The sequence below is a fragment of the Microbacterium enclense genome (genome assembly GCF_001456955.1).
GTDB classification, from domain to species: Bacteria; Actinomycetota; Actinomycetes; order Actinomycetales; family Microbacteriaceae; genus Microbacterium; species Microbacterium enclense.
This window is the reverse complement of sequence record NZ_KQ758474.1, coordinates 22,195-48,126: the sequence shown is the minus strand read 5'-3', so window position 1 is coordinate 48,126 and position 25,932 is coordinate 22,195. Positions and strand designations below refer to the sequence as shown.

Sequence of the window (25,932 nt, the reverse complement as noted above, 5' to 3'; positions counted from 1 at the left end):
GCGCATGAGGCTCGCGCCCGCGGCATCCGGTGATCCGCGCGACGTCGTGCGGGCGCTGCGGGCCGCCGTCCTCGGCGCGGGTCCGGCGGTCGCCCTGGGCGGAGCCGATCTGCCCGACGAGGCGCCCGCGGGAACAGCCGCCGTGGTGACCACCTCGGGTTCGACCGGCGTGCCGAAATCCGTCGTGCTCAGCCGCAACGCGCTCATCAGCAGCGCCTACGCCACGGCCGCGCGCCTCGGCGAGGGCGCGTGGCTGCTCGCCGTCCCCGCTGCCTACGTCGCGGGCGTCCAGGTCATCGTGCGGGCGCTCCTCGCCGATCGCGAACCGGCGATCGTCGCCGGCCCCTTCCGTCCCGAGCCGTTCGCCGCGGCCGCTCTCGGCATGGCATCCCATGTCGACGGCGCACGCGTGCCGAGCTTCACCTCACTCGTCCCCGCGCAGTTGCAGAGGCTTTTGGATGCCGCCGAGCACGATGCCGACGTCGCCCGCGCGCTGCGCTCGTTCGAGGCCATCCTGATCGGCGGCCAGGCGCTCGCGCCCGCGGTACGCGAGCGCGCGGAGGCGGCCGGCGTCCGCATCGTGCGCACCTACGGCTCGAGCGAGACCAGCGGCGGCTGCGTCTACGACGGCGTTCCGCTCGACGGCGTCGGCATGCGCCTGATCGACGGCGAGGTGCAGCTGTCGGGCCCGACGCTCGCCGAGGGGTATCTCGGCGACCCCGCGCGCACGGCATCCGTCTTCCCCGTCGACGCCGACGGCACGCGCTGGTACCGCACGGGCGACGGGGGCGAGATCGTCGACGGCGTGCTGCACGTGACCGGACGTCTCGACAACGTCATCGTCTCGGGCGGCGTGAACGTGTCGCTCGACCGGGTCGAGGCCGCCGTCCGTGGCATCCCGGGCCTGGCGTCCGCCGTGGTGGTGCCGATTCCGGATGCCGCGTGGGGCCAGGGATCCGCCGTCGTGGTGCCCGGGCTCGCCGCTGCCGACGAGCCGACCGTGCTCACCGCCGTGCGTGAGGCCGTGGCCCGGGCGGTGGGTGCTCCCGCGCGTCCGGCACGCGTGGTGGCCGTCGATGAGATGCCCACCCTCGCGTCAGGCAAGCCCGACCGGGCGACGCTGCGCGACACGCTCGCGCAGAACCCGCGGGCATAGGATGACCCTCCGTGGCAGCACCCTCTCGTAAGCGTTCGACCCCGACCAAGAAGCGTCGCCCCGGCGGCAACCCGCAGAAGCCGAAGGGCGGTGCGCCGCAGGCCGTCTCCCCGGCGACCGCGCGCGACTGGATCGCCGCGGCGCGCCTGCGGACTCTGCCCCTCGCGATCACTCCGGTGCTCATCGGCACGGGCGCGGCGACACTCGTCGACGACCAGCTCCACTGGGTGATCGCGCTCGCGTGTCTCGCCGTGGCGTTCGCCCTGCAGATCGGCGTCAACTACGCCAACGACTACTCCGACGGCATCCGCGGCACCGACGACGTGCGGGTGGGGCCCGGACGCCTGACCGGTGGCAAGAAGGCGAAGCCGCGCACGGTGCTCGTCGTCGCGTTGGCGTTCTTCGCGCTCGCGGCGGTCATCGGTCTCGCCCTCGTCGTCCGCACGGGGCAGTGGTGGCTCCTTCTGGTGGGCGCCGTCTGCATCGTCGCCGCCTGGTTCTACACCGGCGGCAAGCGCCCGTACGGCTACAACGCCATGGGTGAGCTGTTCGTCTTCGTCTTCTTCGGGCTCGTCGCCACCCTCGGCACGACCTGGCTGCAGGTGCAGTCGCTGCCGCAGGAGGCGTGGTTCGGCGCGGTCGCCGCGGGCCTGCTCGCGTGCGCGGTGCTGCTCGCCAACAACCTGCGCGACATCGACCAGGACCGCCTCGCCGGCAAGCGCACGCTGTCGGTGCTGATCGGCCGCCCGGCGACGAAGGTGCTCTTCACCCTCTTCGTGCTCGTGCCGTTCGCGATCGCGGTCTTCCTCGCCATGGTCTACCCGATCGCCTGGCTCACCCTGCTGGCGCTGCTCGGCGGTCTCTCGGCGATCCTCATCGTGTGGACGGCTCGCACCCCGCGCGAGCTCATCACGGCGCTGCAGGTGACGAGCCTCACGTCGGTCGCCTACGGCGCGCTGCTGTTCTGGGCGCTCGCCGGCTGACCGTGCGGTGCACGTGCGCTCGCGCGCCGACCGCGCGATGAGAACGGACGGCGAAGCAAGCTCGCCGTCCGTTTCTCCCCATCGCGCGACCTTCTCGAAAAGAAGCGGTCGTTCTCTTGCCGCAGACCTCAGGAGGTGCTGGTGATCAGGAACGTGGTGTAACTGAGCGGACAGCTCTCGCCGAGTCGAGTCACTATTCGGCCGTCGGGGATGTTGATGGGTGCGGGTGCCAGACGGGATGTCGTCGTGCCGTCGCCGAGTTGCCCTGCTCCGTTGAAGCCCCAGGCATTGACCGAACCGTCAGCCATGAGAGCGTATCCTGACCCGATCGTCGCCGCGACGGCCGATACGCCCGAGCCAAGACCGCTCACCGGGGCGAGGTTCGGATTCTGCGTGGGAGAGCTCGCGCCATTTCCGAGTTCGCCATCATGGTCGTTGAAACCGCAGCTCAGGACGGAACCGTCGGAGCGCAGCACGATCATGTTGCCCGATTCCGCGGTTATCTGAGTAGCGATTCCCGTCAGGCTCTGTACCGGTGATGATGTCGCTCGTTCGGTGGTCGTGCCGTCGCCGAGCTGACCGTAGTCGTTGAACCCCCACGCGCGCCCGGTGCCATCAGTCATCCGCGCATAGCCGGACACCGTTCCGGCGGCGATCTGCGCGACCCCGGAACTGAGACCGACGACCTGTTTGGGTGTCAGGCCGGGCCACGCCGTCCCGCCTGTGCCGGCGGCGTGGAAATCATTAGCTCCCCACGCCTTCACAGACCCGTCGGACAGCAAGGCGTATCCGGTGCGGCGACCGCGTGCGATCTGCGTGACGTTCGCCAGACCCGGCTGTTGCTTGGGAGAACTCACCGTGTCGTAAGGCTCGAATCCCCATCTCATGACCGTGCCGTTGCTCCGTAGGGCCATAACAGATTCTCGGCCGAGTGCGATCTGCGTCACAGTCGAAAGCCCGTTGACCTTCGCCCAGGTGGCCCGATCCGTCGTCGTGCCATCGCCGAGCTGGCCGGAGCTGTTCGATCCCTTTGTCCATACGGTGCCGTCAGCGAGAAGAGCGACGAAGAATGAAACGTTGTTCCAGGAACTCCCGCTGATCTGGGTGACAGGTGAGGGAAACGCGAGCTCCGCCTGCGACAGAGTGGAGGAGTACCCCTGCCCGGCCACAAGCACGTTCGCTCCGAGAACGATGAACCCTTTGGAAATGTTGCTGCTGCCCGCCATCGCGGTGATCGTCGCCGTCGAGCCCGGCGCCGCCCACGTGTCGTTCAGATTCACGGTGGTCGTCGCTACTCCGGCCGAATCCGACGTGGCGGTGGGTGGTGAGAAAGTGGCGCTGGCCGGGCCTGCGAATGTGACGGCTTGCCCGGCGACCGGGGATCCATCGCTGTCGACCACGATCGCGCTCACGGGCGCACCGCCGGCGGCCGGCAGTTGATCGTCCAGCGAGGACAAGCTCGCCACGCGGTTGTTGGAATCCGCGAATGCGGGCGTGGCCACCGTCATCGCTACGGCTGGCACGGCCCAGGCGGCAGTGGTCAAGACGAAGCGGCGTTGCACATCGCTCGGGCCGCCTGGAGTTGTCTCGGGGAGCGCGCTCCTCACTCGGTCGTTCATGTCGTGTCCGTCCTGCAGGAAGGGTGTCCGGGTGCGCACTCGCCTGCAAGAAATCGAAGGAGGACGCACTGCATAGGAAAGACCGGATAGAGGGCACCGCGCCCTGAGAGAGCTCAGCCTCCCGACGGGTGAGAAGGCTCCGGGTCGCGCGGACGGCGGCGCGCGGAGGCAGCCATCTAACGCCGCACCGTCACACATCGCCCGAAGGCTCACCCTACAAATCGTCGACTTTCACCACGCGAGTACGGGTACCCGGCTGCTTCGTGCGCGAGCTGCCCGAGGCGCGTCGAGCCCACGCGCCGCGAGGCGCACGTCGAGCCGGACCGCAGAGGTAGATCAGCGCGCGTCGTGGTCAGCCGGGCGCTGCGGTGCGTCGAGCGCCGCGTCTTCGGCATCCGCGTCGGCCTCGGCGCCCGTGCGACGGCCGGTGGTGCCGCGTTCGGCGCGGCGCGCGGCGAGGCCGCCCGTGACGTTCTCGAGGGGGCGACGCAGGAACAGCAGCGACAGGCTGAACCCGATCAGCGCCGCGAAGATCGCGGCGAGCCACGGCAGCTCCTGGAACACCGGGAACAGCAGCAGGATGCCGAGCGGCACGAGGAACGCGAGGAGTCGCAGCACCGTGTAGACGAGGGCCGAACGAGCGCGCATTCCGCCAGTCTACGACCGCGCTCTGTGCCTCTGCCGCGGGTGCTTCGACGGTGGGAGACCGGACGCCGTCTCCGGGCCGTCGCCCAGCCGACGCACGTAGAATCGGTCCATGGCACGGTTGCTTCTCATCCTGGCGCTCGTGGCGACCGTCTTCTGGGTCTACACGATCGTGGACTGCGCCGTGCAGCCTCCCTCTCGACACCGCGGGGTGAGCAAGGGCGCGTGGATGGCCATCGTCATCCTGTTGCCGGTGCTCGGTGGAGTGCTGTGGTTCGTCATCGGCCGAGGCCGCGCGGCGGGCAAGCCCGTGGTGCGTCGGGCCCCTGACGACGACCCCGAGTTCCTCGGACGCATGACGGCGTCGGCGCGCGCCGAGCAGGACGAGCGGATCCGTCGTCTCGAGGAGGAGCTCGCGCAGCTCGACTCCGAGGCCGACGACCCGCAGCCGCCGAAGAAGCCGAGCGACCCTGACGACCCCTCCGGCAAGGGCGACGACGACACCCGCGGTCAGCGCGGCGCCGTCGGCTGAGCCGCCGTGACCCCGCAGAACGGTCAGCCCGGCGTGCCCGCGACCGCATCGGCGACCCCGACCTCCACGACCGACGCCCAGGAGCGCGCTGCCGCCCCCGCGACCGACGCCGCGGCCGCTCTGCTCGCCGGTCTCGTCTCGCGCGGCGTGCGGCACATCGTCGTGAGCCCCGGTTCGCGATCGCAGGCCCTCGCGCTGGTCGCGGCCGAGCTGGAGCGCGCGGGCCTCATCCACCTGCACGTGCGCATCGACGAACGGGTCGCGGGGTTCACCGCGCTGGGCCTCGGCCGCGAGACGGGGATGCCGGCGGTCGTCGTCTGCACCTCCGGCACCGCCGTCGCCAACCTGCTTCCGGCGGCACTCGAGGCGCATCACGCGGGCGTTCCCCTGCTGCTCGTCACCGCCGACCGCCCCGCCGAGCTCCGTGGCGTCGGCGCGAACCAGACCACCCGCCAGCCGGGGCTGTTCCGTCCGGCCGTGCGGTTCGAGGCCGACCTGGCCGTTCCCGAGGCGCTCGATGCCGACGGCGCCGGTGAGCAGACCACCGCTCTCGACGCCCTGGCGGCCGAGGCGCTGGCCGCCTCGCTCGGCGAGGGGATGCGCGCAGCAGGCCCCGTCCACCTCAACGTCCCGTTCCGCGAACCCCTCGCCGGCGCTGTGCCGACATGGCTCGCCGAGCGGGCGGCATCCCGCGCGGTGGAGGTGCCCAGCGACGCCACGGACGACGTCTCGGGTGCCCTCTACCAGGGAGGCGGAGGCATCGGCGTCGCCGACGTCGCTCCCGAGACCGAGGCCGCGCACCGCATCGAGACCGGCCCGCCCACGATCGTCGTGGCGGGAGCGGACGCCGGAGCCGTCGCCGAGCAGTTCGCGCACGAGGGCGGTTTCCCCCTGGTCGCCGAGATCGTCAGCGGCGCGCGCTTCGGCCGCCAGATCGTCCACGGCTACCGTGCGCTGCTGCGCGAACCGACCCTCGGCGGGCGCATCGAACGCGTCGTCGTCTTCGGCCGCCCCACGCTCAGTCGCGAGGTCGCCCTGCTGCTCAGCCGCGACGACGTCGAGGTGATCGCCGTGCGCGGGCCCGGCGAGCCGATCAACCTCAACGGTGCGACGCTCGCCGTCGACGCCGTCCGAGTCTCGGGCCATGCGGATCGCGGGTGGCTGGGGGAGTGGATGCGCGCGTCGCGCGCCGCGGCCGTCGACCTGTCGCCGCCCGCCCCCGACGCCGACGGCCTCGCATCCGCCGTTCCGCACGAGCGGCTGGGAGCCATCAACGCCGAGGTGGAGGTGATGCGCACGCCGCTCGATCGCGCCGCCCTCGCCGACGCGCTCTGGCGCGCCACCTGGCCCCACGATCGCCTCGTCTTCGGCTCGTCGCGCCTCGTGCGCGTGGCCGACGAGGTGCTCGGCGGCAAGAAGGTCGCGGTGCATTCCAACCGCGGTCTCGCCGGCATCGACGGCACGATCGCCACGGCGACGGGGATCGCGCTGGCCAGTCAGGTCGACGAGCGCCCGGGCGTCACGCGGCTGCTGCTGGGCGACCTGGCGTTCCTGCACGACATGGGCGCGCTGCTGCTGCCCCCCGGTGAGATCGAGCCGCGGCTGCAGGTCGTCGTCGGCAACGACGGCGGCGGCACGATCTTCGACGGGCTCGAAGTCGCTGGTGTCGCCGGCGCCGATGCGATGGCGCGGGTGCAGTACACCCCCCACACCGCGCGCCTCGAGCAGCTCGCCCTCGCCTTCGGCTGGGAGTACCACCGCTGCACCACGCGCGTCGCTCTCGACCAGGTGCTCACCGCGCCCACCGGCGGACGTCAGCTCATCGAGGTCCCCCTTCCTCGCTGAGTCGCACGCGTCAACGGCTTTCGACGAATCCGGATCCCGCGGCATCATGCCGGGATGAGCACGAGCAGCCGCTGGTCCACGTCCGCCGCCGACGCCCTGCGCGTCGAGACGGGTTTCCGCCTCGCCGACATCGATCCGCGATCGACTCCCGGGTACGACGGAGACAAGGACGCGGGCAAGGCCGACCTCGATACCGGGCGCCGGCCCCTGGAGGATCTGCAGGAGCGCCTCTTCGCCCAGAGCGTCGCGGGCACCGCGACGGGTTCGGTGCTGCTGGTGCTGCAGGCGATGGACACGGCCGGCAAGGGCGGGATCGTGCGCCACGTGGTCGGCGCCGTCGACCCCCAGGGCGTCGAGCTGGCCTCGTTCAAGAAGCCGACCGCCGAGGAGCTCTCGCACGACTTCCTCTGGCGCATCGAGAAGCGGTTGCCGGATGCCGGGCGCCTCGGGGTCTTCGACCGCTCGCACTACGAAGACGTGCTCATCGGCCGCGTCCGCTCGCTCGCCCCGGCGGCCGAGATCGAGCGACGCTACGGCGCGATCGTCGCGTTCGAGGCGCAGGCCGCCGAAATGGGCATTCGGGTCGTCAAGGTCATGCTGCACATCTCGAAGGACGAGCAGCGCGCCCGCCTCGCCGAGCGGCTCGATCGCCCCGACAAGCACTGGAAGTACAACCCCGGCGACGTCGACGAGCGCCAGCTGTGGGACGACTACATGGAGGCGTACCAGGTCGCGATCGAGCGCACGTCGACGCCGATCGCGCCGTGGCACGTCGTTCCCGCCGACCGCAAGTGGTACGCCCGGCTCGCGGTGCAGCAACTGCTCATCGACGCTCTCGCCGACATCGACCCGCAGTGGCCCGCGGCCGATTACGACGTCGACGAGGAGAAGCGACGCCTCGCGGCATCCTGATTCGGGTCGTGCCGCGGCACCGGGTCTACGCCAGGGCTTCCACGATCGGTCGGAACTTCACGCGGGTCTCGAGCAGCTCCGACTCCGGAACGCTGTCGGCGACGATGCCCGCTCCCGCGTAGGCGGTGATCGGCGCGGTCGGCGACGACGGGGCGGCGCGGTCGATCTGCGCGCAGCGGAGCGCGATGGCCCATTCGCCGTCGCCCGAGGCGCTCGTCCAGCCCACCGCTCCCGCGTAGCGCCCGCGGTCGAACGGTTCGAGGCGGCGGATGACGTCGATCGCCGCCCGCGTGGGGGTTCCGGCCACCGCGGCCGTCGGGTGCAGCACCGACAGCAGGTCGAGCGACGACGCGTCTTCACTGAGCACGCCCTCGACGTCGGTCGCGAGGTGCCAGACGTTGGGGAGCTTGAGGGTGAAGGGCTGATCCTCCGCCGCCAGCGACGAGGTGTGCGGGCCCAGGGCCGTCAGCACGCTCTGCACCGCGAAGCGGTGCTCGTCCTGGTCTTTCTGGCTGCGCGTCAGACCGATGGATGCCGCGACGTCGGCGTCGGCGTCGCCTCCGCGTGCGACGGTGCCGGCGAGCACCCGCGCGGTCACCGTGCCGCCCGACACCGTCACCAGCGTCTCGGGACTCGCACCGATCAGGCCGTCGACGGCGAACACCCAGCAGTCGGGGTAGCCCTCGAGCAGCGACCGCACCAGCCGGCGCAGGTCGGACCCGGCGGGGACCGTGCCGACGATGTCGCGGGCGAGCACGACCTTGGCGACCTCGCGGGAGCCGATGGCCTCGATGGCCTGGCGGACGGCATCCTGGTACTTCTCCGCCGTCTGTCGCCCGGGGCCCAGTGTCGCCGACCAGTGCGGGCCGAAGGGGGAGCGCGGGGGAAGCTCGGGCTCGGGTTCGTCGGGGGTGTCGTCGAAGGCGAGTCGTGTCACCCACGCCCGACCGCCGTGGCGGCCGACGACCATGCCGGGCACGCGTAGGACGTTCTCGCGCTCGGACCGCGGGTCGAAGACGAAGGAGCCGAAGGCGATGAGACCGGTGCCAGGCAGCTGCACGGGGTCGTCGACCTCGGCCGCGGCGGCGATGGCCCGCCAGCGCTCGGAGATCGTGGCATCGCCGGGGTGTTCGCCGACCCAGCGCAGCGTCAGCAGGTCGCCGAAGGCGGCGAGCGTCTCTCCCCGCCGGCTCCAGAAGAGCGGATCGTACGGCGTGGTGTAGGCCAGCACGTCGTCCATCGGGGGCAACTCGCGCGTGATCACGCGCAGGCGCGGCACGACGTCATCCGCGGGTTCGGTCACGTCTTTCAGCGTAGACCCGCGGTCGGAGGGCCGGTCGCGGGTGCCTCCCGTCGGCCCGACGCCCGGCGGGTGGGGTGCGGCGGGCACGACGCCGGAGGTTCGGAGCCGAAGCGTTGCTGGAGCGGGGAACCGCGCTGTGTCCGGGCGGCCGCGGGGCGGGTCGCGGAGCCCGGCCGGGGCGCGCGATTTAGACTCCGGAGCATGGATCCCCGTCCCGCCCCCGGCACCCGCCTGCTGTTCGAGTGGCGCAAATGGGACGGCTCTCCGCACTGGGTGCAGGACACCGTCTACCTCGGCTCCGACGGGTGGGGCGACTGGTTCGGCCAGCAGGTGGGCTGGCGCAGCGCCCGGCCGGGCGCGGAGTTCGTGTGTCGCCAGCCCAACGTCACCCTCATTCCCGCCAGCGGCGACTGGGCATTCACCCATAACGCCGCGCCGCACCCCGTCGCGGTGTACATCGACCTGGCGTGGGACGTGCGATGGCACGACGACGGCGTGCCCCGCGGCATCGACATGGACCTCGATGTGGTGCGTCGCACCGACGGCCGGGGCACCTGGATCGACGACCGCGACGAGTGGGACGACCACCGGGTGCGCTACGGCTATCCCCTCGACATCGTCGAGCACCTGGATGCCACGGCCTTCGACCTCGAGCGTCGCGTGCGCGCGCGGGAGGCGCCGTTCTCGGACGCCATCACCGGTCCGTGGCTCGAACGGCTCGCGGCCCTGGCGACACCGGGCGCGTCTGCGGTGCGGCCCTGATCGACTCGCCGCGGTGGCGCCGACGGCGTGCGCGCGGCCCTCGCACCCCGGCGCCCACCCCGCCGCCCCGGCCTAGACTCGACGGGTGAGCAGCGACCCCAACCGCGCCGACCTCGGCAAAGACCCGCAGCGCGTCAGCGGCATGTTCGACCAGGTCGCGGCCGCCTACGACCGCACCAACGCGGTGCTCAGCCTGGGCAACGACCGTCTGTGGCGCGTCGCCACCCTGCGCGCCGTGGCGCCCCAGCGGGGCGAGCGCATCCTCGACCTCGCCGCCGGCACCGGCACCTCGTCGATGGCGTTCGTGCCGAGCGGCGCGCACGTCGTGGCCGCCGACTTCTCGCGCGGCATGATCGCCGAGGGTCGCCGTCGGCACGGCGACGTTCCGAATCTCGAGTTCGTGCAGGCGGATGCCACCGACCTCCCCTTCGCCGACGGCGAGTTCGACGCCGTGACGATGTCGTTCGGCCTCCGCAACGTCAACGACCCCCGGCGCGCGCTCCGCGAGCTGCGCCGCGTGACCCGCCCCGGCGGACGCATCGTCGTGTGCGAGTTCTCGCATCCGCCGTCCCCGGCGTTCAACGGCCTGTACCGCTTCTACAACGACCGGGTGCTTCCGATCGTCGCGAAGACCGTGAGCAGCAACGCCGAGGCCTACGACTACCTGAACGAGTCGATCCGCGACTGGCCCGATCAGCCGACGCTGGCGCGCTGGATGCGCGACTCGGGCTGGGACGACGTCGCCTACCGCAACCTCTCGTTCGGCATCGTGGCGCTGCACCGCGGCATCCGTCCTACGGAGTGACCGCGACTCCTCCCGACCGCGGGGCGCTGTCAACCGTCGAGATACCCGCGGCTGCCCGTCAGCGCGCCAGGCTAGGCTGAAAGCGTGACCCCGAGACCGCCCACGGCCGGCTCCCGCCTGTCCGGCAAACTGGGCCTGAGCGACCGCATCTTCGCAGGCCTCCGTTCGCGCACCCTTCTCTCCACCGTGGAAGCGGGGCTCGCGCGCGTCGAGACCGAGCTGGAGGGCGAGGTCCGCAGCGCCGACAAGCTCGCCGACGTCACTGCCCGCTACCTCTACGAGGCCGGCGGCAAGCGCGTGCGGCCGATGCTGGCGATTCTCACGGCGCAGCTGGGCCAGGGCACGACGCGCGAGGTCGTCGAGGTCGCCACCGCCCTGGAGCTCACCCACCTCGGGTCGCTGTACCACGACGACGTCATGGACGGCGCCGACAAGCGCCGTGGCGTGCCGAGCGCGCAGACGGTCTGGGGCAACAACATCGCCATCCTCACCGGCGACCTGCTCTTCGCCCGCGCCAGCCAGCTCATGGCCCGTCGCGGCGAGCGCGCGATCCAACTGCAGGCCGACACCTTCGAGCGCCTGGTGCTCGGACAAATGCACGAGACCGTGGGTCCGCAAGAGGGTGACGAGCCCGTCGACTTCTACCTGAAGGTGCTGGCCGACAAGACCGGTTCGCTCATCGCCGCGGCCGCTCAGTCGGGCGTCATCTATTCGGGGGCCCCCGAAGAGTACGAGCAGCCCATGGTGGTCTTCGGCGAGAAGGCCGGTGTGGCTTTCCAGCTGCTCGACGACGTCATCGACCTGTCGCCCGATCCCTCCGAGACCGGGAAGGTGCCCGGCACCGACCTGCGAGCGGGCGTGCCCACCATGCCGTACCTGCTGCTCGGCCACCGCTCCGACGCGGCATCCGCCGACCTGCGTGCCCGCATCGACGAGGGGCAGGAGCGCATCGCCGACGGCGCCGACCCATCGATCCTCGACGCCGCCCTCGCGGAGCTGCGCGACCACGAGACCACGCACGAGACCCTCGGTCTCGCGCACCAGTGGTCGCAAGAGGCGATCGACGCCCTTGCGCCGCTGCCCGACGGCGCCGTGCGCGAGGCGTTGACGCGCTTCGCCCGCGCCGTGGCCGACCGCTCGGCCTGACCCCCTTCCCACCCCCCCCGATCACGATCGAGAGGACCCCATGACGAAGCTGCGCCTCGCCATCGTCGGAGCCGGCCCCGCCGGCATCTACGCCGCCGACATCCTGCTCAAGGCCGAGCGTCAGTTCGACGTGTCGATCGATCTCTTCGAGCAGCTGCCGGCGCCGTACGGCCTGGTGCGCTACGGCGTCGCCCCCGACCACCCGCGCATCAAGGGCGTCGTCACCGCGCTGCGCGAGGTGCTCGACCGCGGCGACATCCGTCTCTTCGGCAACGTGCGCTTCGGCGAGGACATCACCCTCGACGACCTCAAGCAGCACTACAACGCCGTCATCTTCTCGACCGGCGCGATCCGCGACGCCGATCTCGACATCCCCGGCATCGACGCGCACGGCTCCTACGGTGCCGCCGACTTCGTCAGCTGGTTCGACGGACACCCCGACGTGCCCCGCGAGTGGCCGCTCGAGGCCGAGTCGGTCGCCGTCATCGGCAACGGCAACGTGGCCCTCGACATCACGCGCATGCTGGCCAAGCACGCCGACGACCTGCTGCCCACCGAGGTGCCCGACAACGTCTACCAGGGGCTGAAGGCCTCGCCGGTCACCGACGTGCACGTCTTCGGCCGTCGTGGCCCGGCGCAGGTGAAATTCACCCCGCTCGAACTTCGCGAGCTGGGCGAGCTTCGCGACGTCGACATGGTCGTCTACGACGAGGACTTCGATTACGACGAGGCCTCGAAGGCCGCGATCGAGACGAACAAACAGGTCAAGGTCATCGACCGCGTGCTGCAGCAGTGGCGTACCCGTCCGGGCGCGAACAACGCCGGGGGCGAAGCGTCGCGCCGTCTGCACCTGCACTTCTGGGCGAAGCCGATCGAGGTCGTGAAGGACGCCGATGGTCGGGTCGCGGCCCTTCGTTACGAGCGCACGCGGCCCGACGCCGAGGGCGGCGTCATCGGCACCGGAGAGATCCGCGAGGTGCCGATCCAGGCCATCTACCGCGCGGTCGGCTACTTCGGTTCGCCATTGCAGGACGTGCCCTTCGACGACCGTCACGGCGTCATCCCGAACCACGAGGGTCAGGTGCTGTCGGCCGACTCCAACTCGCGTGTTCCCGGCGTCTACGCCACCGGGTGGATCAAGCGCGGACCCGTCGGCCTCATCGGCCACACGAAATCGGATGCCATGGAGACGGTGCGCCATGTCATCAACGACCAGGGGGAGTGGTGGCGTCCCGCGCACCCCGAAGAGGAGGCCATCCCGGCGCTGCTCGAAGAGCGCGGCGTGCGGTGGACCGATCTCGGCGGATGGCACCGTCTGGACGAGCACGAGATCGCCCTCGGCACCCCGCACGAGCGTGCGCGCATCAAGGTCGTTCCGCGTGACGAGATGATCCGGATCTCGCGCGGCGAGTGACCACGGGGCGTAAGAGTCTCACTTCATCCTCCCCGGGAAAAACGTTCATGACCTGGTCCATCGACCCCGGCTCCGCGCGCAGCATCATCTCGTCTGCGCGGGCGGAGACCTCGTCGCTCGACGAGGCGGCGTCGGCCGTCGCCGATCGGTTCGCGGAGGCTGCGCGGGCTGCCCAGCATGCGCCGCGCACGGTCGGAGCCTTGACGAACCTCGCCGCCGATCCGTTCCTGGTGGCCATCGCCTCGGTGAGACGACGGATCGTCGCGGTCACCGACACGGCCGATGCCGTGATCGACGTGTACGTTGCGGGCGATCTCGAGATGGCGGCGCAGACGCAGGCTGCCATGCCGGGGGACGGATCATGATGCAGCCGGCTCAGCTCCCGGATGCGGGGAGCCTCTCGGCCGCAGCGAGCGGGATCTCGTCGTGCCTCGTGCGGTTCGACTCCGCGATCACCGAGCTCACCCACGGGTGGTCGGGACTGGCCGAATCGTACTCGGCTCCCGAAGACGAGGTGGTGTTGACGGCGTTCGGCCGGCTCGGTCCCATCCGCGACGACCTGGTGACGCTGGCCGGAGATGCAGGTCGTGCGCTGCAGGACTACGCCACGACCGTGGCGGGTCTCGCGACGCGCCGGGCGGCTCTCGTGGAGGACATCACCGCTTACCTCGCAGCCCCGGTCGACCCCGACGCGCCCTCGCCCCTGCCCGACCTCGAAGCGCGCGTCCTGCGCTTCGATGCAGACGCCGAGTCCGCCGACGGTGAGTGCGCCGATGCGTTGAGCGCGTTCCACCGCTACTACTCGTGGTCGATCGGCGAGGGCCTCGACATCGCCACCAGCGTCCCCGCCGGTGCCGCGCAGGGTCTCGCAAGCGAGATGCTGCAGCGCTACCGCGCACTCTGGGTTCCGGTGGAGGGTGTTGTCCTGCCCGACATCCCACGGCTGGACCGGCTCATCCCCGACGAGGTGATCGGGGGACGCCCCTACGTGCGGTCCCCGGGTGGACTCCTCGTCCCGCTCGGCTCGGTGCCGCCCGAACCGCTGCCCTCTCTCACCGCGCGCCCTCCCGGTTTCGACAATCACGCGGTGCTCTCCGGCAAGCCGTCGCTGGGCAGCCCGCCCGAGTGGGCACGGTGGGGTGGTCGATCGCTCGCTGTGGTCGGCGCCGGCCTCACGTACTGGGGCTCGTACACCGACCGCTACAACGAAACGCTCACGCAGCACCCCGAGTGGACCGAGGAGCAGCGCATCCAGAGTTCGGCGACCCACTCGGCGGTCGTCGGCTCGGCATCCGTCGGCGGCGGTATGGCAGCCGCATGGGGTGGCGCGGCCGCCGGAGCGGCCATCGGGTCGATCTTTCCGGGGCCGGGAACCCTCATCGGCGGAATCGTTGGCGGCGTCGTCGGCGGTGTCGTCGGTGGGGAGATCGGCAAGGGAATCGGCGAGTGGGCCATGGGACTGTTCGGAGGAGACGAGTGAGCGTCGCAGCGGTAGTGGTGGGCGTCGCGCTGACTGTCGCGGGGACGGCGGCCTATCTCGGACGCTGGCGGCGGTGGGCCTTCGCCCGTCCCGTGTTCTCGTATGCGATCGGTTTCGGGGTGCTCTACGTCGGGATCGGCATGGTGATCTTCGGCATCCTGACGATGCTCGGCGACGCCGTACCACTCGTTCTCGAGCGCGCTGCGGCCGTGGTCGTCCTCGCGCTGATCGCGACCATGCTGCTGTCGCTCTTCTGGTTCCCGGCCTTCCTGACTCCGCGATGGTTCCGGGCTGAGCGTGCGGCGCAACGCGGTGCGCGCCGCAGGGAGGCGTCATGACCGACGAGCCCATGACACGCGCGGGGCTGTTCTCTCTCACGATTCCGGAAGGGTGGTCCACGGAGGAGTTCGAGGGAGCGGATGCCGTTCTCGTCGCCCCGGTGGTCGAGGGGGACTTCCGTGCGAACGTCGTCCTGACGAGCGTGGAGTCGGCGGCACCGGTCGAAGAGGCGTTGCGTGTGGCCGTCGAGGCGGCCTGGCGGCAGCATCCCGGCGCCCAGGTCGTGGCCACCGATGTGTGGCCGGGCGACCCGGAAGGGCGTCGCCTGATCTTCACTTACCCGGTGGGGGAGGCCGACCAGCTCGAGGTCGAGAAGTGGGTCTGGGCGACGGGCGCCCGCCATGTGCACCTCTCGGCGACCTGGACCCCGCCCCAGCGGGCCGTCGTCGATCCGATCGTGAAGCGGCTCGCGGCGACGGTGGCGATCGTGCACGACAGCGAGGGCGACGCGTCGGCCCCCACCCCGTCGCGTCCAGAACCCGATTTCCGCGGCCGCCAGCACATGAAGGTGGATGGTCCGAAGATCCCCCGCTCGGCACTGGAACTGCTGGCGACCGCGACGCGCAGCGGTCGCGTGGCGATGTCCGCGCTCCGCAGTGCCGATGGGGCGGCTCTCGTCGAGGCGGGTCTCATCGGCCGATTCGGCGGACTCACTACGCAGGGGCAGGATGTCTGCGCGCACTGGGCACGTCCCACGGCGGCGGTGCTGGGGATCGATCGTTCAGACGGGGAGGCCGCGGGTTCTCTGTCGGCGTGGTTCGCCGCAGGCAGTGTGCTGCTGGCGGCACCGCACCCGGTGGGCACCGAGCCGCTGGCCGACGGGCACGTCGTGGTGTGGACGACGTCGGCCTCGCGACTGGTCGCGGCCGTGACCGCGTGGATGGGGCTCGCTCCCGCTCCCGCGTACGCCGATGAGGACGACATCGTCTTCACCACCGGGACGGTCGAACGCCGGCTCGGGAATGCCGCGACGCCTCCGCCGCCGGGGTCTGGTGCCCACCTTGTCGGGGCGTGGGAGCGCGGGTGGACCGCGTACGACATCCGTACCAGTCAGGGACTGCTGCCGCTCATTGCCCTCGACGACGGGCGCTGGTGGCGGCGACGTTCCGTCCCCGACGGCGAGCAGCTGGTGCCGATGCCCGCTGCCGCCGTATTCGAGGCCGTGCATGCCGTCGTCCTCGACGCGCTGCTTTCGCCGGCCGGATGATCCGACGGGTGATTTACGGGTCTCCGCGTCCGCGGATGGATCGCGCTCGCTGAGAGACCCGCGTCCCGCTCCCCACGTGTCATCCGTGCTGTTGGCGACCGGGCGGCCCCTCGCACGCACGCATCGCGACCGTGTCTCCCTCATCACCCGCTGCGTGACTCGGCGCTCATTCGGGCTCGGGGAAGGCTGCCGCACGTTCCGCCTGTACGGTCGGCATCCGGGATCCCGGTCGAATTGCTCAGCGTCCTCTTCGACCGGCTCGACCCCTGCACCTTCCGTTGCCCGTCCATCACCCGAGGAAGAATCTTGCGCAAATTTCTCTCCGCAGCCGCGGCTCTGCTGATAGGCGGTGCCCTCATCGTCAGTTCCGGTGCGGCAGCGACGGCAGCTCCGACGGCCGCACCCGGCACCGTGATCGCGACCATCCCCGTGGGCCGTTACCCCGAGGCCATCGTGACGAGCCCGGACGGTGCGACGGCGTACACCGCCAACTACAACCACGGAACCGTGACGGTCATCTCGACGGCGTCGCACGCCGCAACGGGCACCATCGCCGTCGGTGACTACCCGTCGGGCCTGGCCATGAGCCCCGACGGCTCCACCGTCTACGTCGCGAACTACGGCAGCAACTCGATATCGGTGATCTCGACGGCGTCGGGCACCGTGACGAAGACTTTCCCGATGACTGCGGGTCCGTCGTCGATCGTCGTGAGTCCGGACGGTGCGACTCTGTACGTCATCGTCAACAACAGCGCGGTGGCGGAGGTCTCGGCCGCCTCGGGCGCAGTGACTCGGACCATACCGTTCGAAAGCTACGTCCCGGGCTTGGCCCTGAGCCCGGACGGCGCGGAGCTGTACGTCGCGGACGCCTACGGCGACAGGGTCGCCGTCGTCTCGACCAGCGTCGGTTCCGTCGCGCGGAGCATCCCACTTCCCGCAGACTCCCGGCCCAATGCCGTCGCGGTCAGCCGGGACGGATCGACCCTCTACGTCGTCAACAGATCCAGCGGCAGCGTCTCCGTCGTGACCGCCTCGACCGGCGCGATCGTCAAGAACATCGTCGTCGGCGGGGGACCGGGCGCCATCGCATTGAGCCCTGACGGCCTCACCGTGTACGTGACGAACCAGAACGACAACACTCTTTCCGTCATCTCCACGGCCTCGGGTACGGTGACCGACACCGTCGCCGTCGGCGTGCAGCCCTGGGCCGTCACGGTGAAACCCGATGGGACCGAGGTCTACGTCGTCAACTTCGGTGCCTCCACGGTGACGGTGCTGGCTGCGGCGACCGCCCCCGCCTTCGACGCGGCGACGCCGCCGTCGGGCGTCGTGGGCTCGGCCTACGCATACACCTTCGAAGCATCGGGCAACCCCGAGCCGACGTTCGCGGTGGCATCGGGCGCACTGCCCGCCGGGCTCGCGCTGTCGTCAACCGGTGAGCTCACCGGTACGCCCACCGCGGCGGGGACGTACACCTTCACGGTGTCGGCGACGAACAGCGTCGGCGTCGTGACCACTTCGACGATCACCATCACTGTCACCGCCGCGGCGACGACGACGCCCTCTCCGTCCGCCTCGGCGCCGACGACGGCCACTTCGGCACCCGTTGCGACCCCGGTGAAAGCCAGCGCTTCTTTCACCGGCTGACATCGGGTACCCCGGTTGTCGGTCTGCCGCCCTGTCGACACGATCCGCCGCGGGTGCTCTTCCGGCCCGAAGGGATGATGCCGAGCCTCACGGCTCGACTCCATCCCTTCGGGCCCTCGGTCTTCTCGTACGCCATCGGATTCTTCCTGACCCCGCGATGGTTCCGGACGGAGCCTGCAGCGCAGCGCGGCGCCCGGCGCGGAGCACCGTCGTGACCGACGATCTCGAGGCCGCTGATCGCCTCGGATGACGCACGCTGGTGACGTCGACCCTCTGTCGACGAGGGGGAGCGGCGGGGAGCTCGACCAGCCGCCGCCGTGCGCACCGTCATCCTCGACGCGCTTATGAGCGCCGCCTGATCTCCCGCGCGCGAGGAGCACCCCGAGCGCCAGCGTCGTCCGCTCATCCACGCGAAGGCCCCGCGCGAGTACCACCCGCCTCGTGCCGGGGCAAGCCTCGTGGCCGGAATCCACCCGCCTCGGCAGGATGGAACGCACGACGCCGGGCTCCGACGCCCGCACACCGAGGCGAGGGGGCCGAATGCGCAGCCTGAGACGGATCGTGGCCGGAGCCTCGGCCCTCGCCCTGGCCGGTACGCTCGGCGCGTGCTCGGCGGGCGACGGTGTGCCCACGCTCACCTGGTACATCAACCCCGACGACGGCGGTCAGGCCGAGATCGCGGCATCCTGCACCGAGGCCGCGAACGGGGCCTACCGTATCGAGACCTCTCTGCTGCCGCGCGACGCGGCGTCTCAGCGCGAGCAGCTCGCCCGTCGTCTTGCGGCCAGCGACCGGTCGCTCGACATCATGAGCCTCGACCCGCCGTTCATTCCCGAGCTCGCGGAACCCGGGTTCCTCGCTCCCGTGCCCGACGATCTGCGCAACACCGACGGGATCGTCGAGGGAGCGGTGCAGTCGGCCAGCTGGAATGGCGAACTCGTGACCGTGCCATTCTGGGCCAACACGCAGCTGCTCTGGTACCGCAAGTCGGTCGCCGAGGCTGCCGGACTCGACATGACCCAGCCGGTCACGTGGGACCAGATCATGGAGGCCGCCGAAGACCAGAACAAACAGCTCGGCGTGCAGGGCGCTCTCGCGGAGTCGATGACCGTGTGGATCAACGCGCTCGTGGCATCCGGGGGCGGGAAGATCCTCGAGAACCCCGACGCCAAGCCCGACGAGATGCAGTTGGGGCTCGACTCCGACGCGGGCAGGAAGGCTGCCGAGATCATCGGGCGCATCGGCTCGTCGAACCTCGGCGGGCCGGGACTGCCGACGGCCGACGAGAACGCCAGCATGAACCTCTTCCAGGGCGACAACGGTTCGTTCATGGTCAACTGGCCGTTCGTCTACCCGGCCATGCAGGGCGCGGCGCCCGAGGTCATCGACGACCTCGGCTGGGCGGTCTACCCCCGGGTGGATGCCGGGACCCCGGCGGCCCCGCCCGTGGGCGGCATCAACCTCGGCGTCGGCGCCTACAGCGAACACACCGACCTGGCCTGGCAGGCGGTCGCCTGCATCGTGACCCCCGAGAACCAGGCGCAGTACTTCGTCACCAACGGCAACCCGCCCTCGAATCTCGCGGCCTACGACGACGCCGAGGTGACGGAGAAGTTCCCGATGGCCGACACCATCGCCGAGTCGCTCCAGCTCGGCGCCCCGCGCCCGCAGACGCCGTACTACAACGAGATCTCGATTGGCCTGCAGCGCACGTGGCATCCGCCGAACGCCGTGAGCCCCGACACGACGCCCCAGACCTCGACCGACTTCATCCTCGCGGTGCTCAGAGGGGAGCGTCTGCTGTGACCGCCGAAATCGCCGCCACCGGAAAGCTGCGTGCCGACCGGCAACGTCCGGATGCCGAGACGAAACCGAAGAAGCGACGTTCCGACCGCGCCCGCGCCGAGGCCCGCCTCGGCTGGATGCTCGCCGGTCCCGCGTTCGGGATCATGCTGCTGGTCACGCTCTACCCGATCGTGCAGGCGCTGTGGGACTCGCTGTTCAGCCTGCGGCTCACCGCCCCCGGCGACCGGGAGTTCATCTGGTTCCGCAACTACGCCGTGATCCTCGGCGACCCGGCGTTCTGGCAGTCGATGGGCGTCACGCTGTTCATCACCGTCGTGACGGTGCTGCTCGAGCTCATCATCGGCTTCGGCTTCGCCCTCGTGATGCACCGGGCGATCAAGAAGCTGCGCGGCTTCGCCCGCACGGCGATCCTCGTGCCGTACGGCATCATCACGGTGGTCTCGGCCTTCGCGTTCTTCTACGCCTTCGACATCAACTCCGGCGGATACGTCAACAACTGGCTGTCGTGGATCCCCGGGTTCGACGAGAACCTCAACTGGTTCGCCTCGCAGAGCACCTCGCTCACCGTCATCATCCTCAGCGAGGTGTGGAAGACCACACCATTCATCTCGCTGCTGCTGCTGTCGGGACTCGCGCAGGTGCCGGGTGACCTGGAAGAGGCGGCGAAGGTCGACGGGGCGACGGGCTGGGAGGTGCTGCGCCGCGTCATCCTGCCGAACATGAAGGCCGCGATCATGGTCGCCGTGCTGTTCCGCACCCTCGAGGCGTTCCGCATCTTCGACAACATCTTCATCATGACCGCCGGTGCCAACAACACCGAGGCGCTGTCGCTGCTGGCGTACAACACCTCGATCGGACGGCTCGAGATCGGTCTCGGCTCGGCGATCTCGGTGCTGCTGTTCCTCAGCGTCCTCGTCATCGCCGGCATCTTCATCAAGGGATTCAGAGTCGATCTGTCGGCGGGGAGGAATTCTTGATGCGCGCAATGACCTGGCCCCAGCGGATCATGTGGATCGTGATCATCGCGGCCGTGCTGGTGTGGTCGCTGTTCCCGGTGTTCTCGATCCTCATGACGTCGTTCAAGACGCCGGCGGGATTGTTCTCGGGAACCCTCCTGCCGCAGGAATGGACGCTCGACAACTACGCCACGATCCTCGCGCCGGGCGGCAGCGCGCAGGATCTGTTCCTCCCGGCCTTGCGCAACTCGATCGGCATCTCGCTGATCGCCACGTTCATCGCCGTGGTGCTCGCGACCCTCTGCGCGTACGCGATCGCCCGGCTCGACTTCCCGGGCAAGCGCATCATCCTCACCACGGCGCTCGCCGTGTCGGTCTTCCCGATCGTGTCGATCGTCACTCCGCTGTTCAACCTCTGGCGCGTGGTCGGTCTGTACGACACATGGCTCGGCCTGATCATCCCGTACCTGTCGTTGACGCTGCCCATCTCGATCTGGACGCTCGCGGCGTTCTTCCGCCAGATCCCCTGGGAGCTGGAGCAAGCGGCGCAGGTCGACGGGGCGACGCCCTTCGAGGCGTTCCGCAAGACCGTCGTGCCGCTCGCGGCTCCCGGTGTCTTCACGACCGCGATCATCGCGTTCTTCATCGCGTGGAACGACTTCGTCTACGGCATCTCGCTCACCTCGACGGATGCCGCCCGCCCGGTGCCCGCGGCCCTGTCGTTCTTCACCGGGGCCTCGCAGTTCGAAGAACCCACCGGCGCCATCTCGGCCGCCGCCATCGTGGTGACGATCCCCATCGTCATCGTCGTCGTCATCTTCCAGCGTCGGATCGTCTCCGGTCTCACGCAGGGCGCCGTCAAGGGATAGAGGAGAGAGTCATGGCATCCATCACCCTCAACAGAATCGTCAAGACCTACGACGACGGTTTCACCGCGGTCAAGGGCGTCGACCTCGACATCGCCGACGGCGAGTTCGTGATCCTCGTCGGGCCCTCCGGCTGCGGAAAGTCGACCCTGCTGCGTATGATCGTCGGCCTCGAAGACATCTCGGACGGCGAGCTCAGGATCGCCGACGAGGTGGTCAACGACAAGGCGCCCAAGGATCGCAACCTCGCGATGGTCTTCCAGAACTACGCGCTGTATCCGCACCTCACGGTCTACGAGAACATCGCGTTCCCGATGCGACTGAAGTCGAGCGACCTCAGCGACAAGGAGATCGACGAGCGCGTGCGCCGGGCGTCGAAGCTGCTCGAACTCGATGAGCACCTCGAGCGCAAGCCCGCCAACCTCTCGGGTGGTCAGCGGCAGCGCGTGGCGATGGGGCGGGCGATCGTGCGCAACGCCAGCGCCTTCCTGTTCGACGAGCCGCTGTCGAACCTCGACGCGAAACTGCGCGGCCAGATGCGCACCGAGATCGCGCGGCTGCAGCGCTCCCTCGGCATCACCACCGTCTACGTCACGCACGACCAGACCGAGGCCATGACCCTCGGCGACCGGGTGGCGGTGCTGCGCCGCGGCGAGCTTCAGCAGGTCGCGAGCCCCCGCGGGCTGTACGACCAGCCGGTGAACCTCTTCGTCGCCGGGTTCATCGGCTCGCCGCCGATGAACTTCCTCAGCGGAACCGTCGACGGTGACGTGCTGCGCCTGCCGATCGCCGACGTGCCGCTCGACGACCGGCTCCGCAAGGCCGTCGAGGGGCGCGATCTCGTGATCGTGGGCGTGCGCCCCGACGCGTTCGAAGACGCCGACTCGACCGAGCGCGACCTGACGGGAGGGGTGACCGCCGAGCTCGACATCGAGATGACCGAGTGGCTCGGCGAGGTGCTCTACGCCTACGTGCCGTACGAGACGGATGCCACGGTGAAAGACAAACTGTCGGAACTCGATCGCGATCTCGACGGTGAGAGCCTGCGCACCGAACTCGTCGTGGCGCTGGATGCCATGAGCTCGATCCGCGCCGGGGATGCCGCGCGTCTGTGGTTCTCACCCGATTCGCTGCACCTGTTCGACCCCGAGACCGGCGTGAACCTCACGCGCGACGAGGCCAAGGCCGAGAAGCTCGAGGAGGACGCGCGGGCCGCGCGCAAGCGCGCGCTGGAGCGGGCGAAGGAGCGCGCCGCGCGGGAGGCGTCGGCCGGGCGCTGACCGGCAGCCGCACCTCCTCAGGCGGCCGCGCCGAGCTGGCCCAGCCAGACGTAGCCGCCGACGAACGCCGCCGCCCCGGCGAGGGTGGCGAGGCAGCCGAGCACGCCGGGCGTAATGCGCGGGCGGGATGCCACGATGGCGGCGGTGATCAAGGCGACACCGAGAACGATCTGCAGAGCCCAGTAGACGGGGCTCGTGGTCGCCGCGACGACGGTGAGCCCGTAGACACCCTCGCCGACCAGCACGGCGGCCACGGGTGAGGCTGCCAGCGGTCCCCAGCGGGTGGGGCCGGACCGTACCAGCGTCGCCGACAGTCCGACCACCGGACCGGCGAGGGTCCCGATGAGTGTGAAGGTGTCTTGGAACGGTTCGGCGTAGTGAAAGCCCCGCCAGCCCGAGACGATCCGATAGCCCTCGATCAGGAGGACGAACGACACGGCACCGAGGGCCGCGGCGATCGGCAGGCGCACGCGCGTGAGCCAGACGAGACCGAATGCGAGCATCGTCCAGCCCCCCGCGGAGTTCGCGAACGACACAAGGGCGTCGGGCAGGACCGTCTGCCCGACGCTGGTGAGACCGCCCAGCAGGAGAGACCCGGTCGCGACGAGCAGGGCGGGCACGAGCCAGTGTCGGGGGTGCATGCGTTCACCGTAGGAGGCGGCGACTCCCGGCGCGTCCGTCGCGAGAGGGTGGTGGGTCATCCGTGAGAGGGAGACACCCGCGCCGACGCGTGTCGCTGTTCGCGTCCCGTCGGTGCGAGGCGTCCGACGACGAGATGCCGGGCCTGATCCGCAGACCAGGCCCGGCATCGGGATACATCTCAACCGCCGATGAGGCTCACCAGCAGTCGGATCGAGAGCGCGACGACCGCGATGAGGCCGATTCCGCCGGCGACGTTCTGCCACCAGCGGTTGCGGAGCGGCCCCATCAACGCCCGGTTGTTCGCCATCACGATGATGAGCGCCGCCAGGATCGGGGCGAACAGCACGGTGAGCGCCTGCGCGATCACGATCAGCTGCACGGGGGATGTGCCGGCGAAGGCGAGGGTCACGCCGATCCCGAACAGCAGGATGAACGCGCTGCCGAGCCGCGCCGTCGGCGTCTCGGCCGAGGCGCCGCGTCCGATGGCATCCGACAGCATCGTTCCGCCCGCGATGCAGTTCGGGATCATCGACGAGAAGGCTGCGCCGAAGAAGCCGAGCGCGAAGATGAACGCGCCCACAGGACCGGCGACGGGCTCGAAGATCTTGGCCAGGCCCGTGAAAGCACCGGGGGTGTCGGCGCCGGTCTGTCCGAGAACGGATGCCGCGACCACGATCACGAGTGCCGTCATAAGACCGGGGGCCACGATGCCGGGGATGGTGTCGACGATCGTGATGTCGCGGTACTCGCTCTCGTCGCGGCGTCGCGCCTTGGTGCCGTAGGAGGCGAAGAAGGCCGCGTTGATCGAGAAGTTCGTTCCGACGAGACCGATGATGAGCAGCCACGCCCCGCCGGGGACGATGGGGATGAGGCCGGCTCCGGCCGCCGCCCAGTCGGGGTTCGAGGCGAAGGCCGAGGCGATGAAGCAGAACGCCATCAGCGCGACGATGGCGATGAGGATCTTCTCGACGACGCCGTAGATCTTCTTCAGCAGCAGGATCGTGCCGACGAGCACGGTGCAGATGACCGTCCACATCACCGGTGACGTGCCGGGGACGAGCATCGACAGGCCCACGCCCGAGCCGACGGCGTTGCCGACGGAGAAGCACAGCGTGATGAGGAAGACGCCGATGCCGGCGACGACGCCCGCCCAGGTGCCGAGGGAATCCTTGATCGACGAGATCAGCGAGACGGGGGTGCGGATGCCCAGGCGCACGCTCATGTCGGTGAGGAAGATCATGAGGATGGTCGAGACGATGATCACCCAGATGAGGGTGTACCCGTAGAGCGCTCCGGCGTTCATCGCCGTGGTGAGGTTGCCGGGGCCGAACTGCCAGGCACCCGCGACGAACGCGGGGCCGATGAGGGCGAGGCGCCGCCAGAAGGTGCGCCGCGTGCGGTGGGAGTCGACGATGCTGCGCACCGTCTCTGTCGAGATGCGTCCGTGGCCGGTGCCGGGGGTCGCGGGAGGTCGTTGGGTGGTGCGATCGCTCATGGTCGGTCCTTCCGTCGTCGTTGACGTGATGGGTTCATGAGGGGCGGCCGGCGTGCCGACCGCCCCCGGTAGGTCACGCCGGGACGGCCACGCTGCCGAGCTCGGCCGAGGCGAAGGCCGCGGCGATCTCGGCGTCGGCTCCCGCCGGAAGGGGCAGCAGGGGCTCACGCACGGTGGCGTGATCCAGGATGCCACGGTTCACCAGACCCCACTTGAGGGCGACGGTGCCCTCCATGTGGGAGCCGCGGTGGTAGACGGCCTTGGTCACCGGGAGCAGTCGCTCGTGGATGGCGTGGGCGGCCGCGTAGTCGCGCGCTTTGCCTGCCTCGATGAGGTCGACGAGCAGCTCGGGAGCGATGTTGCCGTAGCCGACGAGCAGGCCGTCGACGTCGAACATCGTGGGGAGGAGGTACTCGTCGTGGCACGACAGCACCTGCAGCTCGGGGTAGGCGGCGCGCAGGGCCGGGATCTCGGTGTACCACCGGCGCATGTTGCGCACGCCGTTCTTCGTGTGGTTGACGCCCTCCTGCCCGGCGATCTCGAGCTGCGTGTCGAGGTCGTACGACGCCTTGGTGTTGTCGGGGTACTGGAAGAGGATCTCCTCGAGACCCGACTCCTCCCAGATGGCGCGGTAGCGGGTCTGCGGGGCACCGGGCTGGAACCCGAAGCGCAGCCAACCGTGCGAGGGGTAGACGAGGGCGCCCTTCGCGCCGGCGGCCGCGGCATCCTTCGCCTCGAGGGCGGCCGTGATGTTGCCCTCCTTCGTGATGCCGGCGATGATCGGCAGGCGGTCGTCGACGGAGTCGCGGAACGCGCGGATGACGTCGAGCTGCTCCTTCTCGGTGAGGAACGTGCCCTCGCCGGCGTGCCCGAGCACGACCAGGCTCTTGACGCCCTCGATCGAGCCGAGCCACGAGCCCAGGCGCTGAATGGCGTCGTAGTCGACGTCGCCGTCGGGGGTGAACGGGGTAACGGGGGCGGGGTTCAGGCCACGGAGGTCGAGGACCATCGTCGTCTCCTTCTCTTCGTCGAGCGTCCTCCGGATGAGAACGTTTGCAGGAACGATTGCAAGTGCGCACCTGAGCCCGCTGC

General features: G+C 70.1%; 24 protein-coding genes. 18 read left to right on the top strand and 6 right to left on the bottom strand.

The window, feature by feature from the left end; genetic code table 11:
- Window positions 1-4: 4 nt before the first annotated feature.
- Complete coding sequence (locus AS029_RS14510) at window positions 5-1,156, top strand: AMP-binding protein (RefSeq protein ID WP_058233316.1); 1,152 nt, start codon at window positions 5-7, stop codon at window positions 1,154-1,156.
- Window positions 1,157-1,167: 11 nt separating this feature from the next.
- On the top strand, window positions 1,168-2,139 hold the full coding sequence (locus AS029_RS14505) for a 1,4-dihydroxy-2-naphthoate polyprenyltransferase (protein ID WP_058233315.1): 972 nt from the start codon (window positions 1,168-1,170) through the stop codon (window positions 2,137-2,139).
- Window positions 2,140-2,267: 128 nt separating this feature from the next.
- Here the strand turns inward: AS029_RS14505 and AS029_RS17025 are convergent, their stop codons facing one another.
- Both AS029_RS17025 and AS029_RS14490 read right to left on the bottom strand, forming a co-directional pair.
- Complete coding sequence (locus AS029_RS17025; RefSeq protein ID WP_074615962.1) at window positions 2,268-3,647, bottom strand: RCC1 domain-containing protein; 1,380 nt, start codon at window positions 3,645-3,647, stop codon at window positions 2,268-2,270.
- 447 nt (window positions 3,648-4,094) lie between these two features.
- On the bottom strand, window positions 4,095-4,406 hold the full coding sequence (locus AS029_RS14490; protein ID WP_058233312.1) for a DUF4229 domain-containing protein: 312 nt from the start codon (window positions 4,404-4,406) through the stop codon (window positions 4,095-4,097).
- A 109-nt stretch (window positions 4,407-4,515) separates the two neighbouring features.
- Between AS029_RS14490 and AS029_RS14485 the strand changes: the two genes are divergently transcribed.
- The 3 genes from AS029_RS14485 to AS029_RS14475 are packed head-to-tail and all read left to right on the top strand — an operon-like array spanning window position 4,516 to window position 7,692.
- Complete coding sequence (locus AS029_RS14485) at window positions 4,516-4,935, top strand: PLD nuclease N-terminal domain-containing protein (protein WP_058233311.1); 420 nt, start codon at window positions 4,516-4,518, stop codon at window positions 4,933-4,935.
- A gap of 33 nt (window positions 4,936-4,968) precedes the next feature.
- Entirely contained in the window at window positions 4,969-6,780 is a 1,812-nt protein-coding gene (menD, locus tag AS029_RS14480; protein WP_058233415.1) for a 2-succinyl-5-enolpyruvyl-6-hydroxy-3-cyclohexene-1-carboxylic-acid synthase, read from the top strand.
- A gap of 54 nt (window positions 6,781-6,834) precedes the next feature.
- Window positions 6,835-7,692, top strand: coding sequence for a polyphosphate kinase 2 family protein (locus tag AS029_RS14475; protein WP_058233310.1), 858 nt, complete (start codon window positions 6,835-6,837; stop codon window positions 7,690-7,692).
- 25 nt (window positions 7,693-7,717) lie between these two features.
- On the opposite strand, the gene AS029_RS14470 is transcribed toward AS029_RS14475, so the two are convergent.
- Window positions 7,718-8,932: an isochorismate synthase gene (locus AS029_RS14470; RefSeq protein WP_058233414.1), complete on the bottom strand. Its 1,215-nt coding sequence runs from the start codon at window positions 8,930-8,932 to the stop codon at window positions 7,718-7,720.
- Between the two features lie 264 nt (window positions 8,933-9,196).
- On the opposite strand from AS029_RS14470, the gene AS029_RS14465 reads away from it, so the two are divergent.
- The 13 genes from AS029_RS14465 to AS029_RS14405 all read left to right on the top strand — a co-directional run bounded on the left by AS029_RS14465 (window position 9,197) and on the right by AS029_RS14405 (window position 22,703).
- Window positions 9,197-9,757: a DUF402 domain-containing protein gene (locus tag AS029_RS14465; RefSeq protein WP_058233309.1), complete on the top strand. Its 561-nt coding sequence runs from the start codon at window positions 9,197-9,199 to the stop codon at window positions 9,755-9,757.
- An 85-nt stretch (window positions 9,758-9,842) separates the two neighbouring features.
- Window positions 9,843-10,562 carry a demethylmenaquinone methyltransferase gene (locus tag AS029_RS14460; RefSeq protein ID WP_058233308.1) on the top strand — a complete coding sequence of 240 codons (720 nt, stop codon included), beginning with the start codon at window positions 9,843-9,845 and terminating at the stop codon, window positions 10,560-10,562.
- An 84-nt stretch (window positions 10,563-10,646) separates the two neighbouring features.
- Complete coding sequence (locus tag AS029_RS14455) at window positions 10,647-11,708, top strand: polyprenyl synthetase family protein (protein WP_058233307.1); 1,062 nt, start codon at window positions 10,647-10,649, stop codon at window positions 11,706-11,708.
- A gap of 40 nt (window positions 11,709-11,748) precedes the next feature.
- Window positions 11,749-13,122 (top strand): FAD-dependent oxidoreductase, encoded by a 1,374-nt coding sequence (locus tag AS029_RS14450; RefSeq protein WP_058233306.1) that lies wholly within the window; start codon window positions 11,749-11,751, stop codon window positions 13,120-13,122.
- 47 nt (window positions 13,123-13,169) lie between these two features.
- Window positions 13,170-13,487 (top strand): DUF6507 family protein, encoded by a 318-nt coding sequence (locus tag AS029_RS14445; RefSeq protein WP_058233305.1) that lies wholly within the window; start codon window positions 13,170-13,172, stop codon window positions 13,485-13,487.
- Window positions 13,484-14,602 carry a hypothetical protein gene (locus tag AS029_RS14440; RefSeq protein ID WP_139168138.1) on the top strand — a complete coding sequence of 373 codons (1,119 nt, stop codon included), beginning with the start codon at window positions 13,484-13,486 and terminating at the stop codon, window positions 14,600-14,602. Before AS029_RS14445 ends, AS029_RS14440 begins: the two co-directional genes overlap by 4 nt.
- Window positions 14,599-14,940 carry a hypothetical protein gene (locus tag AS029_RS14435; protein WP_139168137.1) on the top strand — a complete coding sequence of 114 codons (342 nt, stop codon included), beginning with the start codon at window positions 14,599-14,601 and terminating at the stop codon, window positions 14,938-14,940. Before AS029_RS14440 ends, AS029_RS14435 begins: the two co-directional genes overlap by 4 nt.
- Window positions 14,937-16,148 carry a hypothetical protein gene (locus tag AS029_RS14430; protein ID WP_058233302.1) on the top strand — a complete coding sequence of 404 codons (1,212 nt, stop codon included), beginning with the start codon at window positions 14,937-14,939 and terminating at the stop codon, window positions 16,146-16,148. Before AS029_RS14435 ends, AS029_RS14430 begins: the two co-directional genes overlap by 4 nt.
- Window positions 16,149-16,454: 306 nt before the next feature.
- A complete protein-coding gene (locus tag AS029_RS14425) occupies window positions 16,455-17,795 on the top strand; it encodes a beta-propeller fold lactonase family protein (RefSeq protein WP_139168136.1) in 1,341 nt (446 codons plus the stop codon).
- Window positions 17,796-18,335: 540 nt separating this feature from the next.
- A complete protein-coding gene (locus AS029_RS14420) occupies window positions 18,336-19,601 on the top strand; it encodes a sugar ABC transporter substrate-binding protein (protein ID WP_058233300.1) in 1,266 nt (421 codons plus the stop codon).
- Between the two features lie 26 nt (window positions 19,602-19,627).
- Entirely contained in the window at window positions 19,628-20,578 is a 951-nt protein-coding gene (locus tag AS029_RS14415) for a carbohydrate ABC transporter permease (RefSeq protein ID WP_058233413.1), read from the top strand.
- Entirely contained in the window at window positions 20,578-21,426 is an 849-nt protein-coding gene (locus AS029_RS14410) for a carbohydrate ABC transporter permease (protein ID WP_058233299.1), read from the top strand. The genes AS029_RS14415 and AS029_RS14410 overlap by 1 nt, the downstream gene beginning before the upstream one ends.
- Before the next feature lie 11 nt (window positions 21,427-21,437).
- The gene (locus AS029_RS14405; protein WP_058233298.1) at window positions 21,438-22,703 is read left to right on the top strand and encodes an ABC transporter ATP-binding protein; all 1,266 of its coding nucleotides are present in this window, start codon (window positions 21,438-21,440) and stop codon (window positions 22,701-22,703) included.
- Between the two features lie 17 nt (window positions 22,704-22,720).
- Here the strand turns inward: AS029_RS14405 and AS029_RS14400 are convergent, their stop codons facing one another.
- The 3 genes from AS029_RS14400 to AS029_RS14390 form a co-directional block, all read right to left on the bottom strand.
- Complete coding sequence (locus tag AS029_RS14400; protein ID WP_139168135.1) at window positions 22,721-23,344, bottom strand: DUF6518 family protein; 624 nt, start codon at window positions 23,342-23,344, stop codon at window positions 22,721-22,723.
- Between the two features lie 179 nt (window positions 23,345-23,523).
- The gene (locus tag AS029_RS14395) at window positions 23,524-24,840 is read right to left on the bottom strand and encodes an Nramp family divalent metal transporter (RefSeq protein WP_082642321.1); all 1,317 of its coding nucleotides are present in this window, start codon (window positions 24,838-24,840) and stop codon (window positions 23,524-23,526) included.
- 73 nt (window positions 24,841-24,913) lie between these two features.
- Window positions 24,914-25,849: a dihydrodipicolinate synthase family protein gene (locus AS029_RS14390; RefSeq protein ID WP_058233296.1), complete on the bottom strand. Its 936-nt coding sequence runs from the start codon at window positions 25,847-25,849 to the stop codon at window positions 24,914-24,916.
- Between the last annotated feature and the right edge of the window lie 83 nt (window positions 25,850-25,932).